This is a genomic window from Ursidibacter sp. B-7004-1 (genome assembly GCF_053654055.1).
Window position 1 is genome coordinate 20,078 of record NZ_JBSIUP010000019.1, and the last position, 23,701, is coordinate 43,778.

Consider the following 23,701-nt stretch of genomic DNA (forward strand, 5'->3'; position numbering starts at 1 on the left):
TATTAAGGCTGCTCCGACAATGCTGCTAACTGATCTGCTTGGTATTCAGTAATAATTGGCTGAATTAACTCATCAATTTTACCGTTCATCACTTCATCTAAACGGTACACCGTCAAGTTGATACGGTGATCCGTTACACGTCCTTGCGGATAGTTATAGGTACGGATTTTATCCGAACGGTCGCCTGAGCCAAGCAAGTTACGGCGAGTATCCGCTTGCTCCTGTGCTTGTTTCTCTTTTTCAACCTGTACAATACGAGAAGCTAATACTGCTAAAGCTTTTGCTTTATTTTTATGTTGAGAACGCTCGTCTTGACATTCTACGACAATCCCAGTTGGAATATGGGTAATTCGCACCGCTGAATCGGTTGTATTAACGTGCTGACCACCTGCACCCGATGAGCGATAAGTATCTATACGCAAATCTGCTGGGTTGATTTCGGGTAGCTCCGATTCTGGCAATTCTGGCATTACTGCAACCGTACAGGCTGAAGTATGAATACGCCCTTGTGATTCTGTCTTTGGTACACGTTGAACTCGATGTCCACCCGATTCAAATTTAAGCTGTCCATAAACGCCTTCACCGCTAATTTTGACGATAATCTCTTTATAGCCCCCTTGTTCGCTTTCGTTAGCAGAAAGTTCTTCAATACGCCAACGTTTGCCTTCACAATAACGGCTGTACATACGATATAAATCACCTGCAAAAATCCCCGCTTCATCACCGCCTGTTCCTGCACGAATTTCAAGGAATGCGTTATATTCATCATTCGGATCTTTTGGTAGAAGTAAAATTTGTAATTGCTGTTCTAGTTGTTCAATTTCAGCCTTGTTTTCTGCAATCTCTTCTTGAGCCATCTCTTTCATATCTGGATCATCAAGTAGAATTTGGGCTTCTTCAATATCGCTGTGTAATTTGTTCCAACGATTAAATGTGCCAACAACTTCTTCTAGTTGTGAATACTCTTTAGAATAAGCTCGAAATTTTTCTTGATCATTGATAACAGAAGGGTCACCTAACAAGGCTTGTAACTCTTCGTGGCGTTCGCTAAGGCTTTCTAATTTACTGATAATAGATGGTTTCATTGTCTTATTTTTGTCTTATTTCGTTGAATGGTAAAAATTGGCGATATTGTAGCGGAAAAATCAAGTCTAATAAACGCAAAAAGCCTAGATATTCTCTAGGCTTATTCTCAAATTTAATTCAGTGAAATTATTTTACTAAATCTTTTAATCCTTTACCTGCAACGAACGCTGGTACATTAGCTGCTGGGATTTCAATCGCTTCGTTAGTTTTTGGGTTACGACCTGTACGAGCTTTACGGTGATTTACTTTGAAAGTACCGAAACCGATAAGTTGTACTGCATCACCTTTTTTAAGGCTGTCAGAAATCGCATTTAGTGTTGCTTCTAGTGCTGCTTTTGCATCTTTCTTGCTTAACTCTGCACCTGCTGCGATTGCATCGATTAACTCAGTTTTGTTCATAATGATTATCCTCTAAAAGATTTCGTTTAATAAAATTGCGTGAATGCGGTAATAGCTTAATCTAAAGTTAATTATTCTCAAAGCAAATAATCTTCAAATTGTTAGCTTTATCACATTTATTGATTAAATTTTAACCCAATATTGCTAATTCCGCTCGTTCGTATCTCATTTTTAAGGGCTAAAATTAGCTCAACATCTCGTTCTTCACATTCATTTAACAAACGATAAATTTGCCACTGTACGTCTAATTCTTCTTGGATTTCAGGGGTATTTTTTAGCTCTTGCTCATTTAATTCTCGCTCTTGTTGCATTTCTACATAAGTCGCAACAGTAGATAATGAGAGCTGGCTCAATTTAATCGCTTGTTCTAATGTTTCCCCTGCGATGATAGCGTGTAGCAACTCGGATAAACCTTCGCAAGCATCTTCTGCGGGCAACACACCATAAAAATCAAATTGATTAACATCAGGAATAATCTCTTCAAGTTTCTCTAATTGATTTTCAAAGTTAATCTTCGCCCCTTTAACAGTAAGGTGTTCCCAAACTAAATTAAGAATATTTTGGAAAATTTTAGCCTGATCTGACCGCTTGCTAACATCACAAAAAAGCTCAAAATTCGGCAACATTCGCTCACATAGACACGCCATAAAAGTTAAGTGTTGCCAAGTTTCAAAGCGTTCCATACGTTTATGAATAGGATTTCGCATCGTTATATTCCTTAAATTATTTGCTAGTTGTTGGGCTTACTCATTACCTTGTTGGTGATAAGGCTGAGATAAACGGTGGATCGCATCAACAAATATTTTCGGGCTTTCTTCTGGTACATCTTGGTGGATACCGTGTCCAAGATTAAAGATATGTCCTGAACCATTACCAAAACCTGCTAAAATATCACTAACTTCTTGTTCAATACGCTCTGCTGGGGCATATAGCACACTCGGATCCATATTACCTTGTAAAGCAACTTTATGTCCTACTCTTGCTCTAGCATCAGCAATATCAACCGTCCAATCTAAACCAACAGCATCACAACCAGTATCCGCAATCACTTCTAACCATAGTCCACCACCTTTAGTAAAGAGAGTAACAGGTACTTTTCGTCCTTCATTCTCACGAATTAACCCATCGACAATTTTGTGCATATATTGCAATGAGAATTGTGGATACTCACGATGAGCCAATACGCCTCCCCAAGTATCAAAAATCATTACAGATTGAGCCCCTGCCTTAATTTGAGCATTCAGGTAAAGCGTTACGCTATCGGCTAATTTATTTAGTAAAGCGTGTAAAACCTTTGGTTCGCTATATAGCATTTTTTTAATTTTAGTGAAGGCCTTTGACGATCCACCTTCAACCATATAAGTTGCCAGTGTCCAAGGGCTACCTGAAAAACCAATCAATGGTACTTCACCTTTTAACTCTCGGCGAATGGTTCGTACTGCGTTCATTACATATTGTAATTCACCTTCAGGATCAGGAATTGGCAGGTTATCTACATCAGCTTTAGTTTGGATAGGGCGAGCAAATTTCGGCCCTTCACCCGCACCAAAACTTAGCCCTAAGCCCATTGCATCAGGAATGGTTAAAATATCAGAAAACAGAATAGCCGCATCAAGATCATATCGGCGTAAAGGTTGTAGCGTCACTTCGCAAGCTAAATCAGCATTACGGCAGAGCGACATAAAATCCCCAGCTTGGGCACGAGTTGCTTTATATTCTGGAAGATAACGCCCAGCTTGACGCATCATCCAGACGGGTGTCATATCTACGGGTTCACGCAATAATGCTCTTAAATAACGATCATTTTTTAATTCTGTCATAGCTTTCTCTCAAAAATTAAATGCCCCATTTGGCAAATGGGGCAGATAATAGCATAAATTAGTTTGGTTTTACGCTGATCTTCACGCTAACTTGCTCGTTTTTGGCTAAAAGTGAACTAATTCGGGCTGTTTCAACACATAACATTGTTCGATAACCTTGTTCACTCATTGAACTAGTTGCTTTATGCCAAGGATTCCATACAACAATTTGTGAAGCGTTGATATGCTCAACACTGATTTCACGATGATTATCTTGATCTGCAATGACACTCGGGGATTTTTCGGCTGAATAGATTTCATCAACATTTTCAGTAATTTTTCGTGGCGAACTGACCGCTTGTTGTTGCTGTGTCAAAGAATTAAAGCAATCAGCAGGCAAATTAAACACCGCCACCTGCTCAATATCTGCCACATTAAAATAACTATGTAGTGCAAGTTGAGCTGGTTCATTACTGAAATGGGTAAAAGTTAGAGTACAAGTTTCATTTAATAGCATCTTAATTTCAGCATCATTATCTAACTTGAAAAGTAACTCAACACCATCATCTGTGATTTGATATTGGCTCAATTCCCAAAGACGCAAACGTGCCGTACCGTGAGCAGGTTGTTTCACTCCACCAAACCAAGGGTAACAAATCGGAATACCACCACGAATTGCATTACCTTCCACAAAAGGTTCAATATCACTGAGCCATAATACATCTTGTTTACAATGTTCGGGCTGCCAGCTAAATAGCTGTGCCCCTTGTAGCGAAATTTTCGCTCGACATTTAGGGTGATTTACTTCAACAACGGGAATTTGATTATAGGTTACAACATTGATTTCAGGCGGAAATGATTGGCTCATTGTTTTCTCCTTAAGCGGTGAGATATTGCTCTTTTTTTGCAAAAATATTTTTCAAATCTCCCCTAATCCTCTCTTTACTAAAGAGAGGAAACTTTTTTAGGAAGAGACACTCTTCAAATATTCGTTTGTAAAAACAATAAATTGTTACAATCCTAAATTAATTTTTGCCGCTTGGATTGCTTCAGCAACACGATCTAAATTAACACCACCTTTAGCGCAACGTTTTGCCAAACAAGAATCAAGGGAGAGAATAGGATAAACATCTTCGGCAATTGAAGAATGGAACTGATTAAATTCTGTAAGACTTAATTCTTCCAACGCTTTACTTTGTGCAATGGCATATACCACCGCTTCGCCCACAATATGATGTGCCTCGCGGAATGGAATACCTTTTGCAACTAAGTAGTCAGCTAATTCTGTGGCATTTGAATAGCCTTGACGTGCAGCTTCTTTGGTGCTTTCAGTATCGACTTTAATATCTTCAAGGACTAACGCTGAAATGTTGATACAAGCCTGCCACGTTTCAAGGGCATCAAAAATCCCCTCTTTGTCTTCTTGCATATCTTTATTGTAAGCAAGCGGTAAGCCTTTTAAGGTGGTTAATAAACCTGTTAATGCCCCGAATACTCGTCCAGTTTTGCCACGAACAAGCTCACAAGCATCTGGGTTTTTCTTTTGTGGCATCAATGATGAACCCGATGTAACACGATCAGAAAGCTCAACAAAATGACACTCTCCGCTGTTAAAAATAATCAGATCTTCTGCAAAACGTGAAAGGTGCATCATACTAATCGAAGCCGCTGCCAATAATTCAAGAACGTGATCACGATCTGAGACACTATCTAAACTATTGCGTGTTGCCGTTTCAAAACCGAGATCTTGTGCTAGTTGATCACGATCGATTCCATAGGCAGTTCCAGCTAAAGCCCCAGATCCCAACGGGCAAGTATTCATTCGCTTATAGGCATCAGTTAAACGGCTATAATCACGTTCTAACATTTCATAATATGCCATACACCAGTGAGCAAACGTAATAGGCTGGGCACGTTGTAAATGGGTATAACCAGGCATTACAGAAAGCTGATTTGCATCTGCAGTTTCAACTAATTTTTCTTGTAAAGCACGAACAGACTCCTGCAAAGAAAGGACTTGTGCTTTACACCACAGTTTCATATCCACAGCAACTTGGTCATTACGACTTCGCCCCGTATGTAATTTTTTACCAAGATCACCAACTTTTTTAATCAGTTGCAATTCAACCCAGCTATGAATATCTTCCGCATCTTCTTGTAGCACAATTGCTAAATTCGGTGCAACTTCGGCACGCAACTGTTTTAGTGCTGCTAATAATTGTGTTAATTCTTCTGCATTGATAATACCGACAGAGTGAATAGCTTTTGCCCACCCCATTGAACCATCAATATCTTGCAAAGCAAGGCGATAATCGAAACGTAATGAATCGTTAAAATATTTGAATTGTTGATCTGCGGCTTGTGTAAAACGCCCACCCCAAAGTGCCATACTCATTTCTTCCTTTTGTAAATAAAAAAGCGGATCGCACCGCTTCATAATAGTGCCGATTATTGCATAAATATGCAATTAAATTCAATAATTATTTTATAATTGTTTTTCTGCAAGTGCCGTTAAGTTTACCGCTCCATTTGTGCGAATAACAACATTATCTTCAGTACGAATACCACCAAATTGCTTAAAGTAATCAATTTTCTCCCAATTAAAGAACCTTGCAAGCGGTGCGTTTCGCCAAGGATTTAGCAACATCTCAATAAAATAGAACCCAGGCTCAATTGTGAGTACCATTCCTTCGGCAAGATCACGAGTACAACGCAAACTTGGATAAATATCTGGTGGAGCTTTATGCGTTCCACGCTGATTTTGTTGAAAACCCGCCACATCGTGAACTTGCAAGCCAAGCTGATGCCCTAAGCCGTGGGGGAAGAAAATACGGCTAATCCCTTCTTCAAAAATCTGATCAGTAGGCAATTTGACAAAATCAAATTCACGCAACATCTGCGAAATCCACTGGTGCATTTGGGTGTGATAGCTTAAATAGTTAATTCCCACTTGCAACTCATCAATAATCGCCAATTTGAATTTTTCCATTTCTGCCACTAATTGAGCAAATTCACTTTGTGGATCGTTGGCATAGCTACGGGTAATATCTGACGCATAGCCACAACAAGTTGCACCTGCATCAAGCAAGAAACTGTGGCGAGCTTTTGGTAGTTGAGTATCTAAACGAGTGTAATGCAACACTGCACTGTTTTGGTTAATCGCGACAATGTTGCCATAAGGCACATTATTATCCGACTGCTCTGTGGCTTGCAGATAAGCGAGATTGATTTCAAACTCACTTTTCCCTGCAAAAAAGGCATCTTTCGCCGCTAAATGCCCCTTAATTGCACTAAATTGTGCTTGAGCAATACATTCAATTTCAAATTCTGTTTTGATCGAACGTTCAAAATGCAGTACATTTAGCACCTTTTTCGGATTGATATGCTCAAAGCCTAAACTTTCTGCCAATGCAACATCATCTCCGATAAAAGCACAATGTTGCGGTTGCGTAATATATTGCTTAATTTGGCTCGGCTCAGTTAGCATTTGCCAGTCAAATTCATCGGCAAAAAATGCGGAAACGGGCGGATTAGGCACAACGTGCCAGTAATCTTGTGGAGCATAAAAATAAACTTTCGGTTTATTTTTTCCATCAACAAAAATCCAGCTTTGTTCGGCAGTTGGGTCTGGAAAGAAATAATTAAAATGTGGATTGATTTTAAAGGGTGCTGTTTGGTCATCTAAAAAATGATATTTCATTGCCCCTGCATAAATCCACAAGCCATCTAAGCGAGCTAATTCTAACGCTTTTTGGACAATCTGCTGTAATCGTACAATATGTTGCGAAAATAATGTTTTCATCTTATTTCCTTATGTTAAGTGATCAAAAATAATGAACGAAATAACTATTCATCAAACTTTAGATACTATCGGGCTACGTTGCCCTGAGCCTGTAATGCTTACCCGTAAAACGATTCGTAATATGGCTGATGGGGAAGTGCTATTTATCGTTGCTGACGATCCTGCCACCACTCGCGATATTCCGAGTTTTTGTCAATTTATGGATCATCAACTGCTACAAAGCCAAACTGCATCTGTGCCTTATCAGTACTGGATTAAAAAAGGGTTGTAGGCACTCTACTGAAAGCTAAAGCATTATTCTAAGGGCTGAACACCACATTGTACAGGGTTTAGCCTGTAAATTTCAGCCCCCCATATCCTCACCACCAAACAGCATAATCCAACTATGAACAAGCCTATTTTTCGTAGGATAAACTTTAGCTCATCACGCCATAACCTATTGATTTTAATATAATAGGATAAAACTCCCCCTACAAATTTTCCTAATCTTGAGTTTACTAAAGCATAGCAAATTGCACAAAAAAAAAACAATATATAATTAGATTTTGTTCAATTTAATTTATCTCAATAAAAAGGAAAAATTCCAATGAAAAACGTCAAAACATTACTTACCGCCACCCTTTTGGCATTCTCTACTATTAGCTACGCCAATACTCCTGAACAACAGTTCCAACAAGGGTTTGTCGCTTATGAAAAACAAGATTATCAAACCGCTTTTCGACTCTGGCAACCCTTAGCAGAACAAGGGGATGCAAAGGCTCAAGTAATGCTTGGAGGGTTATATCTTTTCGGGTGGGGAGTTCAGGAAGATATATCAAAAGCCAAAATGTGGATCGGTCTAGCTTGTGATAATGGCTTGCAAGAAGCTTGTGATTTTTATCGTACATTAAATGAGGTAAAATAAGATGAAATTCAGTAAAACATTACTCACCGCCACCCTTTTGGCATTCGCTACTATTAGCTACGCCAACACCCCTGAACAACAGTTTCAACAAGGGCTTGAGGCTGCAAAAAAACAAGATTATCAAACCGCTTTTCGACTCTGGCAACCCTTAGCAGAACAAGGGAATGCAGCTACTCAATATAATTTAGGGTTGATGTATGACGAAGGACAAGGCGTAAAACAAGATTATCATCAAGCGGCGAAATGGTATCAACAAGCCGCAGAACAAGGGGAGGTAGCTGCTCAATTTAATTTAGGGAGGATGTATTACAACGGACAGGGAGTAAAACAAGATTACCATCAAGCGGTGAAATGGTATCAAAAAGCCGCTGAACAAGGGAATGCAAAAGCTCAAACTATTCTTGGAGGTATCTATGCTTTGGGGCAGGGCATTCCACAAGATAGGACAAAAGCTAAAATGTGGTTGGGTCGAGCTTGTGATAATGGCTCACAAAAAGGTTGTGATTGGTATCGTGAATTAAATGAGGGGAAATAAGATGAGTATTGCATTACAGTGCGAATTTTGGGCTGTTGGGCAAGGCTTATTTTCCAGTGGTAAAGTTTTAAGCGGTGGTAACACCGCTTTTAGCTGGGTTTATGATTGTGGTTCAACCCCAGATAAGAAAACGAAACAAACAAAAGAATTAGATTTAGCTATACAGCAAATGCAAAATCAATATAACGAACTGGATTTGCTAGCGGTTTCACATTTCGATCAAGATCATATTAATGGTATCAGTAAATTACTTTCTAAATATCAAAAAGTTAAATATATCTTGTTACCTTACTATCCATTATGGCAAAGATTAATTATTGCAAAATATCTAGGTGTTACTAGTGATAGCCCGAATTTCAACTTTTTTATTAATCCCGTAAAATTTATTGATGATCAATTTCATCAAATAGAAACTATTTTATTATTACCGAGCAACGATCAATATATTCCTGAAGAACCTATTGATCCCAATAGTAAAGAGCTAATTTTTAATACTATTGACCCACAAAATAATGAATTTAAGAACCGCCCTTATTCAAAAAAAGTAAAATGGTTAGACCCCAAAACAAGGTTGATTTTTGATCAGGTTGAATTTGTACCTTATAACATTCCATTTCATAAATTAAAGATTAGACCTAAAAATAAACAGCAATTCCAACAAATGGTTACAAACCTTATAAATAATCAAACATTCAATATTAATAAAATAAAACAACTTTACGATCAATATTTTACCACAAGTGCAAAAAACAAATCTCGCCCAAGAAATCTTATTTCACTATTCCTTTATGTCTCATTTTTGGATGAGAAAAAGGATAGGAAAATTATTTATCAAGATTTAAACCAAAGTAAATTTCTATTTGCTAATAGTATTTGGAATGGCACTGTAGGCAATCAAATGTATCAAGATGCACTATTATATAGTGGCGATGCTTTTTTAGACGCTAAATATCAATTAAATGATCTTTTTTCTGTTTTAGGAAAAAAACGGATTGACCGAATAGCTTGTTTTCAAGTTGCTCATCACGGTTCTAAATATAATTGGCAAAAAGGTTTAGCAAACCAGTTAAAGCCTTATATCAGTATTTTTTGTGCTGATCCTGATGCGAGTTATCATCACCCCCACGCACCTGTTGTATTTGACTTTATTCAACATAATCCTATTTTAGTTGATAAACAGAACACATTAAGAATTTTCATTAATTAGGGAATTACCAATGAATAAGAAAACACTCATTATTACCGCACTTATTTTAGGCTTAAGCACAGCAGGCGGCGGTTATTATTACTATCAAGACCAAAAACAAAAAAATGACCAAATTGAATTAGCTTTATTAGAAGCGAAAAATGAATATAACGCTGAAAATTATACTGGAGCTTTTAAAGCTTATAGATCCTTAGCTGAGCAGGGCAATGCGGAAGCACAATTTCAACTATATTCTATGTATAGCTTAGGGCAAGGGACTGGAAAAGATTTAGATTTGGCGGTTTATTGGCTAAAAAAATCTGCAGAGCAAGGTTTTACTGAAGCTGAAGTAATGCTCGGGATTGAGTACCAATTGGGTCTTAAAGATTTTGGAATTTCTGCTTTTGAAAAAGATGAAAAACAAGCACTTTATTGGTACGAAAGAGTAGCTAAAAAAGATCATGCAGCTGCACTATATGCACTATCTTCTTCTGCTGATATGTATTTTAACGGAGAAGGCACTGAGGTTAACAAACGCAAAGCTATCGATTATTGGGAAAAGGCTGCCAAATTAGATCACGACCACTCTTACTGGAAATTATCACAACTTTATTTAACTGGCAATGGCGTTAAAAAAGATGAAATTAAAGGCAAGCAATATCGTCTTAAAGCCGCTGAGTTAGGAAGCGAGGAGGCACAATATGCGTTAGGCAAAGAGGCTTATGACCGTTTTGATTATAAAGAAGCTTTTAAGTGGTTAGAAAAAGCAGCTAATTCAAAATCCCCACCAAAAGAAGCAAGTTACTACTTAGCGAAGCTTTATTATAACGGACAGGGAACAGAGAAAAATCTTACTCAGGCAATTAGATGGTATGAAAAAGCCGCTGAAGAGGGTGATGAAAGAGCCTATTTTTGGGTAGCTTATGCTTATCACGAAGGAAAGGGTGTTAAAAAAGATGAACAAAAAGCGGTTAAATGGTATTTAAAATCCGCAAAAAATGGCGAGAGTGCAGCACAATTTAACCTTGCTAATCTTTATCGAATTGGAAGTACTTTGGTTAAAAATGAAAAAGAAGCCCTTTATTGGTATACACAGGCAGCAGAGCAAGGAGACATTGATGCTCAATTAATAGTGGGTAATATGTATCGTGGGGGAATTGGCACAAGCAAAGATGCAGAAGAAGCGGTGAGATGGTATCAAAAAGCAGCAGATCAAAGTGATGATAGAGGGCAGGTTGAATTAGGCTTAATGTATGAAGTGGGAGAAGGCGTAAAACAAGATAAAGCAAAAGCCGTTGATCTCTACCAAAAAGCTGCGAATAAAGGCAATGCAACAGGACAAGTTAATTTGGGCTTTATGTACGAAACTGGGCAAGGGGTTAAGCAAGATTATCAGCAAGCGGCTAAATGGTATGAAAAATCTGCCGAACAAGGCAATATGCGAGCAATGAGAAACCTTGCTGATCTTTATTTCGATGGCAAACTTGGCAAGAAAAAACAGGACGAAGGACTTAAATGGTTAGAAAAAGCGGCTAATGCTGGCGATAAAGATGCTCAATTTGATTTAGGATTACGTTATGCCAACGGTAATGGCGTAGCACAAAATCACGCCAACGCTATTGAATGGTACAGCAAAGCTGCTAAACAAGAACACGCTGGGGCATTAAATAATTTAGGTGTGCTTAAAGCAAATGGTTATCCTGTTGGCTCTATTTACATTGACTCCCAATCCCTTTTTAGCGTCAGACAGCTCTATGAAAAAGCCTGTCAATTAGGCGATCAAAAAGGTTGTGATAATTATAAAAATTATCGGGGTTTTTGATTATCAATGAGAAATTGAGCTCGATTTAAGCGGTCGGATCTGCAAAATTTTTTGCCAATCCGACCGCTTGTTAATTAACGGCGTTCATCGTCAAAGTCGTCATCTTCGTCATCGAAGAATTCACCGTCTTCACCATATTCATCTTCATCGCTGTTTGGATCTTCAAAATAAGTTCCCCAACCTTCGTACTCTGCCCCTGCTTTTTCAATCAGTGGTAGTAGCTCTTTTTGCTGTGCGGTGATCAAGTCGGCGTTTAATTCAATTTCGCTGACAATATCGCACACGAAGATGATTTTACCGTTTTCTTCTTCAATTTCTTCCGCTTCAGAAATTTCGTAGCCGAGTTTGTAGGCATCAACCACTAATTTTTCTAATTTATCAAAATCGTGGTGGGCAACGTGATGTTCAATAATATAAAGGGCTTCGGGGTCTGAGCCATCAGCGAGTAAGTTTTCGATAATTTCATCGGTGGTTTGGCGTAATTCGGTTAAATCGTACATTGTTTATTCCTTCTCTGTTGTTGCAAATACTTCTGCAAACCAAGTGTCGAGTTTATTGGCTAATTTATCAATTCCAATACGGTTTAGGGCAGAATAGGCTTCTACTTGAATATCGCCTTGGAAAGGTAAAATCGCTTCTCGAACCATTTTGACTTGTTTACTTCTCGCACTTTGGCTTAATTTATCCGCTTTGGTTAAAAGCAATAAAACGGGAAGATCAGATGCCACCGCCCATTCAATCATCTGCTGATCGAGATCTTTGAGTGGGTGGCGAATATCCATCAAAATTACCACACCACGCAAACAATCACGCTTTTGTAAATACTCGCCCAGTGCATTTTGCCACTGGCGTTTCATCTGCTCTGGCACTGCCGCATATCCATAACCAGGTAAATCAACGAGCTTACAGTTTGGTTCAACTTGAAATAGGTTGATAAGCTGAGTTCGCCCTGGTGTTTTTGATGTTCTTGCAAGGCTTTTTTGGTTAGTGAGTGCATTTAATGCAGTTGATTTTCCTGCATTAGAACGCCCTGCGAAAGCAATTTCTACGCCGTTATCTTCAGGTAAGTGACGAATGTCAGGTGCTGAAGTTAAAAAATGGGTTTTATGATAGTTAAGTTTAATGTCTGTCATTGTTTTTCTATAAAATTAGTCTGTTCCTTTATTTAAAACGAACAGACAAGCCTTTGTCACCGTATTGATTTGCTTCAGAATTACCCGCAAATACCCCCCATTCTAATAACAACATTGTGCCAATGAATACGGGCATAAAAATACCGAGTAACCACGCCATTGTGCCATCTGTTCCCAATGAACAGAAGTAGCATAAGATAGGGACGAGAACCATCAATAACGCTTTTCCAGAACGATTTCTGTCGTGTAAGCGTTTGGTGATTACTGCCGCCAAACTATATGCGGATAAGAGCAATGGCAGTATGCTAATCCAACTAAAAGCGGTTGGATTTAAGATAAAATTTGCAAATATAAACAAAAAGGCGAAGTTAATTCCAAAGCCGATCCAAAATCCTTTACGGTTAAGACGACCTTGGAATGAAAATAACGCAGTGTACCAACGCATTACTGCAATGCCTTTTCAATTTTCTCAAAGAGATCACGAGCCAAATTATCTAAACCTTTCAAGCGTTCTAAGCCACGACGCATTAAGGTTTGACGTTGTGCATCATAACGTGAGAGTTTAATCAATGGCTCAATTAAGCGAGCGGCAACTTGCGGATTTGTTTCATTCAGTTTAATTAACATATCCACTAAGAAGCGGTAGCCAGAACCATCAATGGCGTGGAAAGCTCTTGGGTTTTGCGAAGCAAAGCTACCAATTAAAGCACGCAGGCGGTTAGGGTTCTTTAAGTTAAAGCTACGGTGGCTTAATAGCTCTTGTACTAGCTCTAATACATTGTCATCAGGACGAGTAGCCTGTAATGCAAACCATTTATCCATTACTAATCCATCGTGATACCATTTCTCTTCAAAATCAGCCAATAGCTGATCACGACAAGGCAACTGTGCTTTTGTCGCAGCCGAAAGTGCCGCTAGTGTGTCGGTCATATTGTCCGCTTGGTGATAATGTTTATGCACCAACGTATTTCCAACATCAGTAAAGGCTAGATAAGATAAGCATACATTGCGTAATGCACGTTTTGCCATATCTTCCGCTTCAACACGATAACCTGTTAATTTATTTTGGTTATAAGTTACTAAGAAGCGATCTTTTAACGCTTCTGCAATTTGGCGTTGCATAAAATCGCGTACAACCGCAATACCCGCAGGGTCAATCACTTTAAAGGATTCTGCAAATTCGGTTTCTTTAGGTAATGTTAGCGTAAGTGCGGCTAATTCAGGATCTTGATTTGCATTTTCGAGTACTAAAGTTAAGCCATCTAATAATTCAGGCGAGAAACTCATCGCTAGACCTTGTTGATGGCGAGTTAAGTTCGCTTTTAATTCATTGATAAACAGTGTTTGAGCCGCGTCCCAACGAACAAAATCATTCTCAGCATATTTTAACAGTGTGCTAAGTTGCTCTGTGGTGTAGTTATAATCAATACGCACAGGGGCAGAGAAATCACAGAGTAATGCAGGTACTGGGCGTTGCGGTACATTATGAAACTCAAAAGTTTGATTATCGTGAATCACATCTAACACATCACTTACTGTTAATAGCTCGTGCTGTAATTTCAGTTTTTCGCCATTTTGTCCGTAGAGTGCAATTTTCAATGGAATATGCAAATTCACTTTTTCTACTTGATCTGCTGTGGCAGGTGTCATTTGTGCAACGTGTAAACGATAGGTTTGGCGTTTCTCGTCATATTCATCTGCGACTGTCAGTTCTGGCGTACCTGATTGGCTGTACCAACGGCGGAACTGCTGTAAATCAATGCCAGATGCACGCTCCATTGCTGAAACAAAATCTTCGCAGGTTGCGGCTTTACCATCGTTTTCTGCCACATAAAGTTTCATTCCTTTTTGGAATTTCTCTTCGCCTAGTAAAGTGTGAATCATGCGAATGACTTCCGCCCCTTTTTCATAGACGGTTACTGTATAGAAGTTATTCATTTCAATCACTTTTTCAGGGCGAATTGGGTGAGCCATCGGGCTTGCATCTTCGGCAAACTGGAAAGCACGCAAGAAACGGACATCTTCAATACGCTTTGCAGAGCGAGACCATAAGTCCGATGTAAATTCTTGATCGCGGAATACGGTTAAACCTTCTTTTAAGCTTAGTTGAAACCAATCACGACAAGTAATGCGGTTACCCGTCCAGTTGTGGAAATATTCGTGAGCAATCACGCTCTCCACATTCATATAATCTTCATCGGTTGCTGTTTGTGGGTTAGCTAAAACAAACTTAGAGTTAAAAATGTTTAAACCTTTGTTTTCCATCGCGCCCATATTGAAGAAGTCCACCGCTACGATCATATAAATATCTAAATCGTACTCTAAGCCAAAACGTTCTTCGTCCCATTTCATCGAGCGTTTTAAACTTGCCATTGCCCAACTTGCACGATCTAAATTGCCACGATCAACGTAAATTTCTAAATCAACTTCACGCCCGCTCATTGTGGTAAATTTATCTTGTAACAGATCAAAATCACCTGCAACCACCGCAAATAAATAGCTTGGTTTTAAGAATGGATCTTCCCATTCAACCCAATGACGACCATCATCTAAATCACCCTGTGCAATACGATTACCGTTTGAAAGCAAGTATGGATATTTGCTCTTACAAGCGGTTAGTTTCGTACGATATTTTGCAAGTACATCTGGACGATCTAACATATAGGTAATTTGACGGAAACCTTCCGCTTCACACTGGGTACAAATACCATCACCTGATTGATACAGCCCTTGTAAAGACGTATTTTTAGACGGTTGTAATAATGTTTTAATTTCTAATTCAAACTGATCTGATGGGAAATTCTCTAAAGCTAAGGTTAAAGATTCATTATCTTGCTGGTAGTTTGAAAATATTTCGCCATTTAGTTTAACGGAAACTAACTGAAAACTGTGCCCATCTAAACGTAAACTCGTTACTTCTGGATTTTTACGTTGTACGCTTAAACGTGATGTAACTAATGTTTCTTCAGGGTCAAGTTGAAAATCAAGATAAATATCGGTGATAGTAAAATCTGGTTGGCGATAATCTTTTCTAAATTTAGCTTTAGGTTGCATAATATTTCCTCAGATCGTTTTTAAAATAATTTTGTATAAGTATATTGCAGTTTATCAAGAAAGTCATTGAACATTCCCAACTCCAACACATAAGCGAAATTCTACCCCTTTCTTTACCTAATAAAAAAGCGGAATTTGCAAAAAATCCCGCTTTTGTTACCGCTTATATAAACAAATTTAATAATTTCTCGCACCAAAAATCGCAGTACCAATACGCACCATTGTAGAGCCACATTCAATCGCTGTTTGCATATCATCTGACATTCCCATTGATAAGGTATCAATATCCTTAAAATGACATTTTAGCTGTTCAAATAACGTTTGCATTTGTACTAACGCAACACGCTGTTGTTCTGGCTCTGATTCCGGTTTTGGTATTGCCATTAAGCCACGCAGTTTTAAATTCGGTAATTGGCTAATCTCGGTCGCTAATGCAAGCATTTCTGTGGGAGCAATACCTGATTTGGAATCTTCATCGCTAATGTTAATTTGTAGTAATACATTTAGAGCTGGTTTACCGACTGGGCGTTGCTCACTTAAACGTTGAGCTATTTTTAGGCGATCTATCGTCTGTACCCAATCAAAATGCTCTGCTACTAGACGCGTTTTATTCGACTGCAATGCACCGATGAAATGCCACTCCAAATCCGATTGATTAGCAAAATACTGCACCTTTTCAACCCCTTCTTGAACATAGTTTTCACCAAATGCTCGCTGCCCTGCACTAATCGCTTGTTCAATGGCAGAAATTGGCTTAGTTTTACTCACTGCAAGTAATTTCACGCTATTTTCTGGGCGTTGTGCTTGTTGAGTAAATTGTTGAATTTGCTTAGAAATTGTCGCTAAATTTTGAGAAATCGACATTCGTACCTCCAAAAAGCTATAATGTGGAATAATAAAACTCCCCCTGTTTAAAATCAAGGAAACCTTATGGAACAGCTTACAAAAATAAAATTGGTCATTACTGATGTTGATGGCGTATTAACTGACGGTAGTTTGTATTACAGTGAAAATGGCGAGGCTCTCAAATATTTTAATGTCAAAGATGGTTTAGGGATTAAAATGTTACTTGCTTGTGGTATTCAAGTTGCGGTACTTTCAGGTGGTGATACGCCCATTTTGCGTAGAAGAATTAAGGATCTAGGTATTCCACTTTTTCAATTAGGTAAGATGTCTAAAAAACAAGCCTGCTTGGAACTAATGCAGCAAGCGGGGGTTTGTGCAGAAGAAACTGCATTTTTAGGCGATGATACATTAGATCTTCCAGCTTTTGAAGTTTGCGGATTGGCTGTGGCTGTTGGTGATGCCTTTGATTATATCAAGCAACAAGCCGATCTTGTTTTAACGCGTAAAGGGGGGCATTCAGCCTTTCGAGAACTTTCTGATATGATTTTAAACGCGCAGGGCAAAGAAGAAGTTTATGCTTCTGCAGATGGCTTTATGAAAGTTGTAGAGCAGATGGCACAATAATAGATACCAACAAGATCAATAAGCGGTGAGATTTCAAAAATTATTTACCAAATTTGCTCATCTGCTCTGCCAATTTAATGCTTTTAATAATTTCTCGGCGATCAAGCGATTGATTTTCACTATCTAAGGCTCTTTCCCAATAAGTAATTGCTTGTTGGGGATTATTATGTAAAAAAGCATCTGAAGCCAATAATAACAAGCTGGCACTCTCTTGTGCGTCAATTGCGAGTGCTTGCTCAATCCACTCTTGTGCTTGTTCGGTAATCTTTTGTTTATGTAAATAATAATCTGCTGTTGCCATTGCCCCTAGCAGGCTGGCTTTCTTTCCTAGAATACCAGACGCATTATGAAAACAGACTAATGCAGCTTCAAAATCGTTATTTAATGAATAGGCTTGCCCTAGTTCAAACCATAAATCCCCATTATTTCTGTTCTCACGCAGTTGATTTTGCAAATTCACAATATAGTGATGATTACGTTGTTGGCTATCTTCATCAGATTTTTGTTGCTGAAACTGGGTAAATGCTTGCTCGCCTTCAACTACCTGCTGATAACGCCCAGTTTGTCCATAAAATCCTCCTGCGATTATTCCCCATATTCCTAACAGCACAATTTTTTGCCAAGTAAGCGGTAACTTTGAGCTATTTCTTTGCAAGCAAGATTGAGCAAGAGCATTCTGCTCAAACGCTTTGCGATCAGCAATTTCTTGTAAATAATCTTCTCTATCTTTTTCTGTTGCAAAATGTTCAGCAAATCTTACCGCTTGTTGATAATAATCTGCATTGAGTTGTTCACGCTTTGTCATCGTTTTTTCTCTTTACTCGCCAAATAATCCCTACTGCCATTACAAATAAAATCGCAAAAGGCGTTGCCCACAATAACCAAGTTTGTGGCTTTATTGGGGGATTGTAATTGACAAAATCGCCAAAACGATTAGTCATAATATGGATAATTTCTTGATCGCTTTTCCCTTGGTTTACCATTTCATAAACTTCAATTCGCAATTTGTAGGCTTGTGTTGCATTGGATTCAAGTAGGTTTTGATTTTGGCATTGTGGGCAACGGAGTGATTTTGCTAAAGCAATCGCTCTTACACGTTGTTGTTCTGATTGAAACTGAAAGGTATCGATCATTTCCGCCCAAGATGGAGTATTCCAACTAAAGATAATCAAAAAAATGATGAAATACTGTTTCACTATTGTTCCGCCTTTAATTGATTTAAACGTGGTATAAAATCTTGTTCAAAATTCGGGTTATAACCTTTTTGTTGATAACGAATAACTCCATTTTTATCAATGAGATAGCTTGTTGGTGCTGATGAAATATTTAAGGTTTGATTCAGCACATTATGCTGAAAATCATCAATAACAAACAAAAATGGGTTTCCCCAACGTTGTAAGGCTTGTTTAGCATCATCAGGGCGATCAACATAAGTTAAGCCGACAATTTTTACTCCTTGCTGTTGCATTGAAAGCAGTACTGGAAACTCTTTAATACACCAAGTACACCAACTTGCCCAAACATTCAAAATAAAAGGTTCTTTCGGTAAACTCTCTTTATGTAAAGTTGCATTCGCATCAAGCAGACTTCTCGCCGTAAATTCAGGAAATGGTTTACCTTGCCAATTTTCACTGGGCGGAATATTATCGCTACTCTTTAATTGCATAACGAGGAAAAGTACAACAACCAACAATAAGACAAGCGGTAAGAAAAGTAGTATTTTTTTCATTTTATCTTTTTCTCTCTTAATCCAAATACAGCTAATAGTGAAGCAATAACCATCAATACACCTCCTAACCATAAGGCACGAACATAAGGCTTATAGTGTAAGCGAAAGGCGTACTCTTTGTTGCCAAACTTATCGCCCATTACAATGTAAATATCATCTAATCCATAATGAATAAGCCCTACTTCAGCCATTGTCATTGTGCGAATATCATAATAACGGCGTTCTGCTATTGTCGTAGCAAGATATTTCTCTCCATCATATACACGAAATATTGATTGCTCTGCTGTATAATTTTGTCCAAGTTCATTGGAATGTTGAGCATATTCAAACCAAAAGCCAGCCAATTCTGTTCGTTCTGTAGGCTTCATTCGAACACCGATTTCATCACCATAGTGGCTATTCATCATTGCCCCAATCACACAAATTGCAAACCCAATATGCGCAAGCCGCATTGCAAGCGGTCGGATTTGCCACATAAATTGCCGATAAGGTAAATGGGTTAGGATAACCCAGATCGCTAAACTGATAAAAATAAGGGGAAGCCAATCAATTTGGAAAATGTTGTGGCGAGCTAATACACTATAAATTAGTCCTAAAGCAAGTGCTATCGTAATAGGAATGAGTGACAGCTGGGTGATAATCTGCTTAGCCGAACATTGTTTCCAACGTAAAATCGTTGCAAATACCATTATAACAAGCAGACATAAGGCTAATGGAGTAAAAATACTATTAAAATAGGGAGATCCGACCGAGATAGCCCCCCAGCCCATTGCACTAAAGATCATTGGATAAAAGGTGCCTAATATCACCACACAAGTCGCTAATACAAACAGGCTATTTAAGATAAGTAATGCAGTTTCTTTTGATAACCATTTGAACCTTACATTACCTTGCCATAAATTGACCTTGAAGGCAAAAAGTGCCAATGCAATAAAACTCAAACTGAAAAATAGACTTAAAATAGCAATACCACGATCAGCATCAACAGCAAAGGCGTGAACGGAAGTCAGCACGCCTGAGCGGACAATAAAAGTGCCTAATAAGCTCAAGGCAAAAGCAAAAATCGCCAGTAGAATAGTCCAGTAGCTAAAAATGCCGCGTTGTTCACTGACAATTAAGCTATGAATTAACGCCGTTCCAAGCAACCAAGGCATTAGTGAAGCATTTTCGACAGGATCCCAAAACCACCAGCCACCCCAGCCCAATTCGTAGTATGCCCACCAAGCACCTAGTACGATACCTGCGGTTAAAAATCCCCAAGCAATGATTGTCCAAGGACGGATCCAACGAGCGATAGCAAAATCAAACACGCCACCAAGTAACATTGCGACTGTCATTGCAAAAGAAACCGCAAAACCAACATAACCTAAGTAAAGTAAAGGTGGGTGAAAAACCAATCCGATATCTTGTAACATAGGATTGAGATCTCGCCCTTCTGGTGGGGGAGGAAAACTACGCTCAAAAGGGTTTGAAACCAATAAGATAAACAGAGCAAAGCCAAAGATAATCAAGGCTAAAACAGCAAGCGTTCGATTTACAAATAAGCGGTCAATTTTACGTGAAAAAATGTAAAAAATCCCACTCCACAAACAAAGGGCTGTCAGCCAAAATAACATTGAACCTTCGTGTCCACCCCAACTGGCTGAAAATTTAAAAAAAGTCGGTAATTGGCTATTAGAATGGCTAGCAATATAGCTCACACTAAAATCATCAATAATAAAAGCATAAGCTAACGTAGAAAAACAGATACAGCCAAGTAGCAATTGAGTGAGGGTTAGAAAAGCATTATAAGCAAACCATTTTGGCTGCTGACGAATTTCCCCAAAAACTGAAAATACGACTTGTGTTGCTGATATTCCCACTAATAAAATTAAACAAAAATAACCCAATTCAGGGATCATAATTTATCCATAAATTTACAAAAAATCGGTTTATTCTAACCGCTTGTGGTGGACAAAAAAAGTGAGATTATCGTGCTGTTTGATCTAAACTAATTCTTAGTAAATTTCAATTTTTCGAGATAATCCCGATGTTGTTTACTTTGGAAAGGAACAATAATCAAGCCCTCTGCTTGCTCAAGTAATTGATAGAACTGAGGATAATTAAAGCTCTCTAAACAATGACTATTTTGTAAAGATTCATCTTCTGCATATAAACGGCTAATTTGTCTGATTTTGGCTTCTTTTTCCCCTATACATTCAGGGTAAATTTCTACTTTATTCTTTTTATCCAGCACATACACATTAAATTCCCCTGTTGGCAAATCTTCAAAGAAGAACTGTAAAAAACCTTCACTTGCAAAACTATAAATCTCTTTCGGTACGGTGAACGCTTTTGGTGCTTCAACTGTAAGAGATTGTTCATTTTCTGTAATCAGCTCTTTTAATTCAATCTGTTTGCCAAAAACTAATTGCCATTTTTTACCTGCTAGATTAAATGTATCTGCCTGCTTACTCGAAATTCCCCCTGTCTGCACCGTAATACAACGATTTACCAGCCCCATCACAAATTTCTGTAATTCATTACGCAGTTGGACACTGTAACAAAATACATTTACTGATTGTGGCGGAGCCGAACTACGGTAAATTTTATTTGAAATTAGTTTAAGTGCTTTTAAGATAGAATCGTGCCCTTCAATATGCTGTGTGATGATTTCATTCCACATATTACGATAAATAATACTGATACTACCGATAATTCCTTCTTCTGATGAACCTAGATTAAATAGACTAAGTTGAGAAAGATCGGGACGATTACTCATTTCACGAGTTGGATCTTTAGTAAGATTGACGGCAACAATTAAATTACGAATTTCATTTGGGTGATAAAGATCACTCTCTTTAACAATCGGGGATTTCGCTGGGAAAGAAAGACGTAAATCTGCAATAAATTGACGTAATTTAGTTAGGCTAATAGTTTGACTAACTAAATGTAGCTGGGTATTGACGGTTACAATACCATTAAAATATGCCCAAGCTACAAGTTTATTTAGGCTCTTATGATATTGCACATAACGCTTAGTTGAATCATAAGCACTAAGAGGGGCGTGATTGATCATATACCAGCCTGTTTTCGCAGAACAATGTTCTGTCACTTCAACAAAAGTGACCTCATTTTCAGATAGATTGCTTGCAATCTTTTCATTAATAAGGGTAATTTTACCAGGTAGTACTTCAAATACAGAATAGAGCTTACGCATTAACAAATCAGTATCTTGTGGCATTATGCTTGGATCGATCTGAAATTTACGAGCGAAATTGATTAAATGTCGATAGCTCTGTAAAAATTGTTCGACTAGCATCTGTTGGTGACGCATTGCTTGCTTCACTTTCCAATGCGATTTCATTTCTAGCAGATGAAATTCTGTCTCACTCCACCCCCACGTTGTAGCTAAAGCATTGAGTTCTTGTTTTTTCCAACCATCAAGCTGCCCTTCACTTGATTTAATATAAAAACAGTAACGTAAACACTCTAAACGTGTAAATTCTTGACGTTTAGTTAAATAATCTGTAACTTGCTCAAGCATTGCGATATAAGGGTCGAAATGGTAATTCAACGCTTTATTTGAATGTAATAACGCTTTAAATTTTTTAGAGATCAGAAAAGTTTCAGGGTAAGTTTCAGAATAGCTCTCAAGCAACAGAATTTTGATTGCTGATTTATAAGGATAATCAATACCTTTATAAAGTTGCCATAAACTCGCTCCAAAATATTCCCCTAGAGGTAACTCAGAAAAATCACCAAAATCAAGCCATTCATCTAAACAAATTAAATTATTACTAACTGCATTAGTTACTACCGTTTGATAGTCTTCACATTCATCAGATAAATGTAACCACAAGACACGTTTCCCGCCTAAGCGAATCGCAGAACGATAAAATTCATCTAATAAAAAGTAATGCTGTGCTGAACCACAGTGCTCTGCAGTTACTTCACTATCATATTTATGTGAACGGAACTCTTCTGGGTTCATTAGGTAGAAATTGACATCAACGCCCTGTTCTTTTGCCCATAGCTCGATTTTATGTAATTTTTTTTCTAAATAATAACGCTCATCTTCTGAAAATTGTTTTGAATAGCAGAGCCAGAAATCTAAATCAGATAAGGTTGTTTGAGTAATTGAGCCTAAGCTCCCCATTGCATATAAACCATCAAAATCAAAGTGTTCAATACTATATAGTTGAATGTCTGCTAAATAAGCCGATTGAGTCTCATTTGGTTCAAATTGATAAATGCCACAAGGAGCATTTTCTGTATAAGATGCAAGCGAAGGGTGATTATAGTGCAGTAAAAGCGGTACAAACGTAAATACACGCTGAAAAGCATCATTTGAATTATTCAATGCCCTTTTGATTCGAAATTGATCAAGCTGATCAATACGCCGAATAGTTTCTGATAATGAAATAAAAGAACGATCTGTTAAATCAATCTGTTCTAAAAAAAGTTCTCTCATTCCATTAACCTTACAAAAAAGAGATTAATTTAGCATTTAAAACGGGAAAGTAAAGCGTTCTAGATAGCTAATCATAATTTATTACAAAAATGTTAATATTTTTATCTGTCATTATGTATAGTAGTTATACTCCATTACCTAGTATTTACCTGTAAATGCAAAAAACCGCAAGCTATCTCTAACTTGCGGTTCTCTCTATATAATACCCTGATGGTGCCCTACTCTCACATGGCGAATCACCACACTACCATCGGCGTTACTGCGTTTCACTTCTGAGTTCGGTATGGAGTCAGGTGGGACCACAGCACTACGGCCATCAGGAAAATCCT

The 23,701-nt window shown here is 38.1% G+C and carries 23 protein-coding genes and 1 rRNA gene; 6 read left to right on the forward strand and 18 right to left on the reverse strand.

Annotation, left to right across the window (positions count from 1 at the left end; genetic code table 11):
• Nucleotides 1–2: 2 nt before the first annotated feature.
• The 7 genes from prfA to pepQ all read right to left on the reverse strand — a co-directional run bounded on the left by prfA (nt 3) and on the right by pepQ (nt 7,086).
• The gene (prfA, locus tag ACWIW0_RS07650; protein WP_157402231.1) at nt 3–1,085 is read right to left on the reverse strand and encodes a peptide chain release factor 1; all 1,083 of its coding nucleotides are present in this window, start codon (nt 1,083–1,085) and stop codon (nt 3–5) included.
• A 127-nt stretch (nt 1,086–1,212) separates the two neighbouring features.
• Nucleotides 1,213–1,485, reverse strand: a complete 273-nt coding sequence (locus ACWIW0_RS07655; protein WP_157393984.1) for an HU family DNA-binding protein — start codon at nt 1,483–1,485, stop codon at nt 1,213–1,215.
• A gap of 116 nt (nt 1,486–1,601) precedes the next feature.
• Entirely contained in the window at nt 1,602–2,192 is a 591-nt protein-coding gene (locus ACWIW0_RS07660) for a YjaG family protein (protein ID WP_157393985.1), read from the reverse strand.
• A gap of 36 nt (nt 2,193–2,228) precedes the next feature.
• The gene (gene hemE / locus ACWIW0_RS07665; RefSeq protein ID WP_454452838.1) at nt 2,229–3,305 is read right to left on the reverse strand and encodes a uroporphyrinogen decarboxylase; all 1,077 of its coding nucleotides are present in this window, start codon (nt 3,303–3,305) and stop codon (nt 2,229–2,231) included.
• 58 nt (nt 3,306–3,363) lie between these two features.
• A complete protein-coding gene (locus ACWIW0_RS07670) occupies nt 3,364–4,152 on the reverse strand; it encodes a D-hexose-6-phosphate mutarotase (RefSeq protein WP_454452839.1) in 789 nt (262 codons plus the stop codon).
• Nucleotides 4,153–4,296: 144 nt separating this feature from the next.
• Complete coding sequence (gene argH, locus ACWIW0_RS07675; RefSeq protein ID WP_454452857.1) at nt 4,297–5,673, reverse strand: argininosuccinate lyase; 1,377 nt, start codon at nt 5,671–5,673, stop codon at nt 4,297–4,299.
• 96 nt (nt 5,674–5,769) lie between these two features.
• The gene (gene pepQ / locus ACWIW0_RS07680; RefSeq protein WP_454452840.1) at nt 5,770–7,086 is read right to left on the reverse strand and encodes a Xaa-Pro dipeptidase; all 1,317 of its coding nucleotides are present in this window, start codon (nt 7,084–7,086) and stop codon (nt 5,770–5,772) included.
• A 31-nt stretch (nt 7,087–7,117) separates the two neighbouring features.
• Between pepQ and tusA the strand changes: the two genes are divergently transcribed.
• From tusA to ACWIW0_RS07705, 5 genes are all read left to right on the forward strand, one after another.
• Nucleotides 7,118–7,357 (forward strand): sulfurtransferase TusA, encoded by a 240-nt coding sequence (gene tusA, locus ACWIW0_RS07685; RefSeq protein WP_454452841.1) that lies wholly within the window; start codon nt 7,118–7,120, stop codon nt 7,355–7,357.
• A gap of 315 nt (nt 7,358–7,672) precedes the next feature.
• On the forward strand, nt 7,673–7,990 hold the full coding sequence (locus ACWIW0_RS07690; protein WP_454452842.1) for a tetratricopeptide repeat protein: 318 nt from the start codon (nt 7,673–7,675) through the stop codon (nt 7,988–7,990).
• A gap of 1 nt (nt 7,991) precedes the next feature.
• The gene (locus ACWIW0_RS07695) at nt 7,992–8,525 is read left to right on the forward strand and encodes a tetratricopeptide repeat protein (RefSeq protein ID WP_454452843.1); all 534 of its coding nucleotides are present in this window, start codon (nt 7,992–7,994) and stop codon (nt 8,523–8,525) included.
• A 1-nt stretch (nt 8,526) separates the two neighbouring features.
• The gene (locus ACWIW0_RS07700; protein WP_454452844.1) at nt 8,527–9,732 is read left to right on the forward strand and encodes an MBL fold metallo-hydrolase; all 1,206 of its coding nucleotides are present in this window, start codon (nt 8,527–8,529) and stop codon (nt 9,730–9,732) included.
• Nucleotides 9,733–9,742: 10 nt separating this feature from the next.
• On the forward strand, nt 9,743–11,533 hold the full coding sequence (locus ACWIW0_RS07705) for a tetratricopeptide repeat protein (protein WP_454452845.1): 1,791 nt from the start codon (nt 9,743–9,745) through the stop codon (nt 11,531–11,533).
• 74 nt (nt 11,534–11,607) lie between these two features.
• On the opposite strand, the gene rraB is transcribed toward ACWIW0_RS07705, so the two are convergent.
• The 5 genes from rraB to ACWIW0_RS07730 form a co-directional block, all read right to left on the reverse strand.
• The gene (gene rraB / locus ACWIW0_RS07710; RefSeq protein WP_454452846.1) at nt 11,608–12,033 is read right to left on the reverse strand and encodes a ribonuclease E inhibitor RraB; all 426 of its coding nucleotides are present in this window, start codon (nt 12,031–12,033) and stop codon (nt 11,608–11,610) included.
• A gap of 3 nt (nt 12,034–12,036) precedes the next feature.
• Nucleotides 12,037–12,666: a ribosome biogenesis GTP-binding protein YihA/YsxC gene (yihA, locus tag ACWIW0_RS07715; RefSeq protein ID WP_454446908.1), complete on the reverse strand. Its 630-nt coding sequence runs from the start codon at nt 12,664–12,666 to the stop codon at nt 12,037–12,039.
• 28 nt (nt 12,667–12,694) lie between these two features.
• The gene (locus tag ACWIW0_RS07720) at nt 12,695–13,111 is read right to left on the reverse strand and encodes a DUF805 domain-containing protein (RefSeq protein ID WP_454452847.1); all 417 of its coding nucleotides are present in this window, start codon (nt 13,109–13,111) and stop codon (nt 12,695–12,697) included.
• Nucleotides 13,111–15,720, reverse strand: a complete 2,610-nt coding sequence (gene pepN / locus ACWIW0_RS07725; protein ID WP_454452848.1) for an aminopeptidase N — start codon at nt 15,718–15,720, stop codon at nt 13,111–13,113. Before pepN ends, ACWIW0_RS07720 begins: the two co-directional genes overlap by 1 nt.
• A 177-nt stretch (nt 15,721–15,897) precedes the next feature.
• Nucleotides 15,898–16,584, reverse strand: a complete 687-nt coding sequence (locus tag ACWIW0_RS07730) for a YggS family pyridoxal phosphate-dependent enzyme (protein WP_454452849.1) — start codon at nt 16,582–16,584, stop codon at nt 15,898–15,900.
• A gap of 66 nt (nt 16,585–16,650) precedes the next feature.
• Between ACWIW0_RS07730 and ACWIW0_RS07735 the strand changes: the two genes are divergently transcribed.
• Nucleotides 16,651–17,190 carry a KdsC family phosphatase gene (locus ACWIW0_RS07735; protein ID WP_454447321.1) on the forward strand — a complete coding sequence of 180 codons (540 nt, stop codon included), beginning with the start codon at nt 16,651–16,653 and terminating at the stop codon, nt 17,188–17,190.
• Between the two features lie 40 nt (nt 17,191–17,230).
• Here ACWIW0_RS07735 and ACWIW0_RS07740 read toward each other — a convergent pair whose 3' ends face one another.
• The 6 genes from ACWIW0_RS07740 to rrf all read right to left on the reverse strand — a co-directional run bounded on the left by ACWIW0_RS07740 (nt 17,231) and on the right by rrf (nt 23,693).
• A complete protein-coding gene (locus ACWIW0_RS07740) occupies nt 17,231–17,995 on the reverse strand; it encodes a TPR domain-containing protein (RefSeq protein ID WP_454452850.1) in 765 nt (254 codons plus the stop codon).
• Nucleotides 17,982–18,323, reverse strand: a complete 342-nt coding sequence (gene nrfF, locus ACWIW0_RS07745) for a heme lyase NrfEFG subunit NrfF (RefSeq protein ID WP_454452858.1) — start codon at nt 18,321–18,323, stop codon at nt 17,982–17,984. Before nrfF ends, ACWIW0_RS07740 begins: the two co-directional genes overlap by 14 nt.
• A 62-nt stretch (nt 18,324–18,385) precedes the next feature.
• Entirely contained in the window at nt 18,386–18,919 is a 534-nt protein-coding gene (locus ACWIW0_RS07750) for a redoxin family protein (protein WP_454452851.1), read from the reverse strand.
• Nucleotides 18,916–20,820 carry a heme lyase NrfEFG subunit NrfE gene (gene nrfE / locus ACWIW0_RS07755; protein ID WP_454452852.1) on the reverse strand — a complete coding sequence of 635 codons (1,905 nt, stop codon included), beginning with the start codon at nt 20,818–20,820 and terminating at the stop codon, nt 18,916–18,918. The genes ACWIW0_RS07750 and nrfE overlap by 4 nt, the downstream gene beginning before the upstream one ends.
• Nucleotides 20,821–20,909: 89 nt before the next feature.
• Entirely contained in the window at nt 20,910–23,372 is a 2,463-nt protein-coding gene (locus ACWIW0_RS07760; protein WP_454452853.1) for a class I adenylate cyclase, read from the reverse strand.
• Nucleotides 23,373–23,577: 205 nt separating this feature from the next.
• A 5S ribosomal RNA gene (gene rrf, locus ACWIW0_RS07765) occupies nt 23,578–23,693 on the reverse strand.
• Nucleotides 23,694–23,701: the final 8 nt, after the last annotated feature.

Coding starts and splice junctions, on each gene's coding strand:
- ACWIW0_RS07760 (WP_454452853.1), bottom strand. CDS start 23,372: ATGAGAGAACTTTTTTTAGAACAGATTGATTTAACAGATCGTTCTTTT.
- ACWIW0_RS07730 (WP_454452849.1), bottom strand. CDS start 16,584: ATGTCGATTTCTCAAAATTTAGCGACAATTTCTAAGCAAATTCAACAA.
- ACWIW0_RS07670 (WP_454452839.1), bottom strand. CDS start 4,152: ATGAGCCAATCATTTCCGCCTGAAATCAATGTTGTAACCTATAATCAA.
- nrfE (WP_454452852.1), bottom strand. CDS start 20,820: ATGATCCCTGAATTGGGTTATTTTTGTTTAATTTTATTAGTGGGAATA.
- rraB (WP_454452846.1), bottom strand. CDS start 12,033: ATGTACGATTTAACCGAATTACGCCAAACCACCGATGAAATTATCGAA.
- ACWIW0_RS07735 (WP_454447321.1), top strand. CDS start 16,651: ATGGAACAGCTTACAAAAATAAAATTGGTCATTACTGATGTTGATGGC.
- ACWIW0_RS07705 (WP_454452845.1), top strand. CDS start 9,743: ATGAATAAGAAAACACTCATTATTACCGCACTTATTTTAGGCTTAAGC.
- yihA (WP_454446908.1), bottom strand. CDS start 12,666: ATGACAGACATTAAACTTAACTATCATAAAACCCATTTTTTAACTTCA.
- ACWIW0_RS07695 (WP_454452843.1), top strand. CDS start 7,992: ATGAAATTCAGTAAAACATTACTCACCGCCACCCTTTTGGCATTCGCT.
- ACWIW0_RS07750 (WP_454452851.1), bottom strand. CDS start 18,919: ATGAAAAAAATACTACTTTTCTTACCGCTTGTCTTATTGTTGGTTGTT.
- ACWIW0_RS07740 (WP_454452850.1), bottom strand. CDS start 17,995: ATGACAAAGCGTGAACAACTCAATGCAGATTATTATCAACAAGCGGTA.
- ACWIW0_RS07660 (WP_157393985.1), bottom strand. CDS start 2,192: ATGCGAAATCCTATTCATAAACGTATGGAACGCTTTGAAACTTGGCAA.
- prfA (WP_157402231.1), bottom strand. CDS start 1,085: ATGAAACCATCTATTATCAGTAAATTAGAAAGCCTTAGCGAACGCCAC.
- pepQ (WP_454452840.1), bottom strand. CDS start 7,086: ATGAAAACATTATTTTCGCAACATATTGTACGATTACAGCAGATTGTC.
- ACWIW0_RS07655 (WP_157393984.1), bottom strand. CDS start 1,485: ATGAACAAAACTGAGTTAATCGATGCAATCGCAGCAGGTGCAGAGTTA.
- hemE (WP_454452838.1), bottom strand. CDS start 3,305: ATGACAGAATTAAAAAATGATCGTTATTTAAGAGCATTATTGCGTGAA.
- ACWIW0_RS07700 (WP_454452844.1), top strand. CDS start 8,527: ATGAGTATTGCATTACAGTGCGAATTTTGGGCTGTTGGGCAAGGCTTA.
- tusA (WP_454452841.1), top strand. CDS start 7,118: ATGAACGAAATAACTATTCATCAAACTTTAGATACTATCGGGCTACGT.
- pepN (WP_454452848.1), bottom strand. CDS start 15,720: ATGCAACCTAAAGCTAAATTTAGAAAAGATTATCGCCAACCAGATTTT.
- argH (WP_454452857.1), bottom strand. CDS start 5,673: ATGGCACTTTGGGGTGGGCGTTTTACACAAGCCGCAGATCAACAATTC.
- ACWIW0_RS07690 (WP_454452842.1), top strand. CDS start 7,673: ATGAAAAACGTCAAAACATTACTTACCGCCACCCTTTTGGCATTCTCT.
- ACWIW0_RS07720 (WP_454452847.1), bottom strand. CDS start 13,111: ATGCGTTGGTACACTGCGTTATTTTCATTCCAAGGTCGTCTTAACCGT.
- nrfF (WP_454452858.1), bottom strand. CDS start 18,323: ATGATCGATACCTTTCAGTTTCAATCAGAACAACAACGTGTAAGAGCG.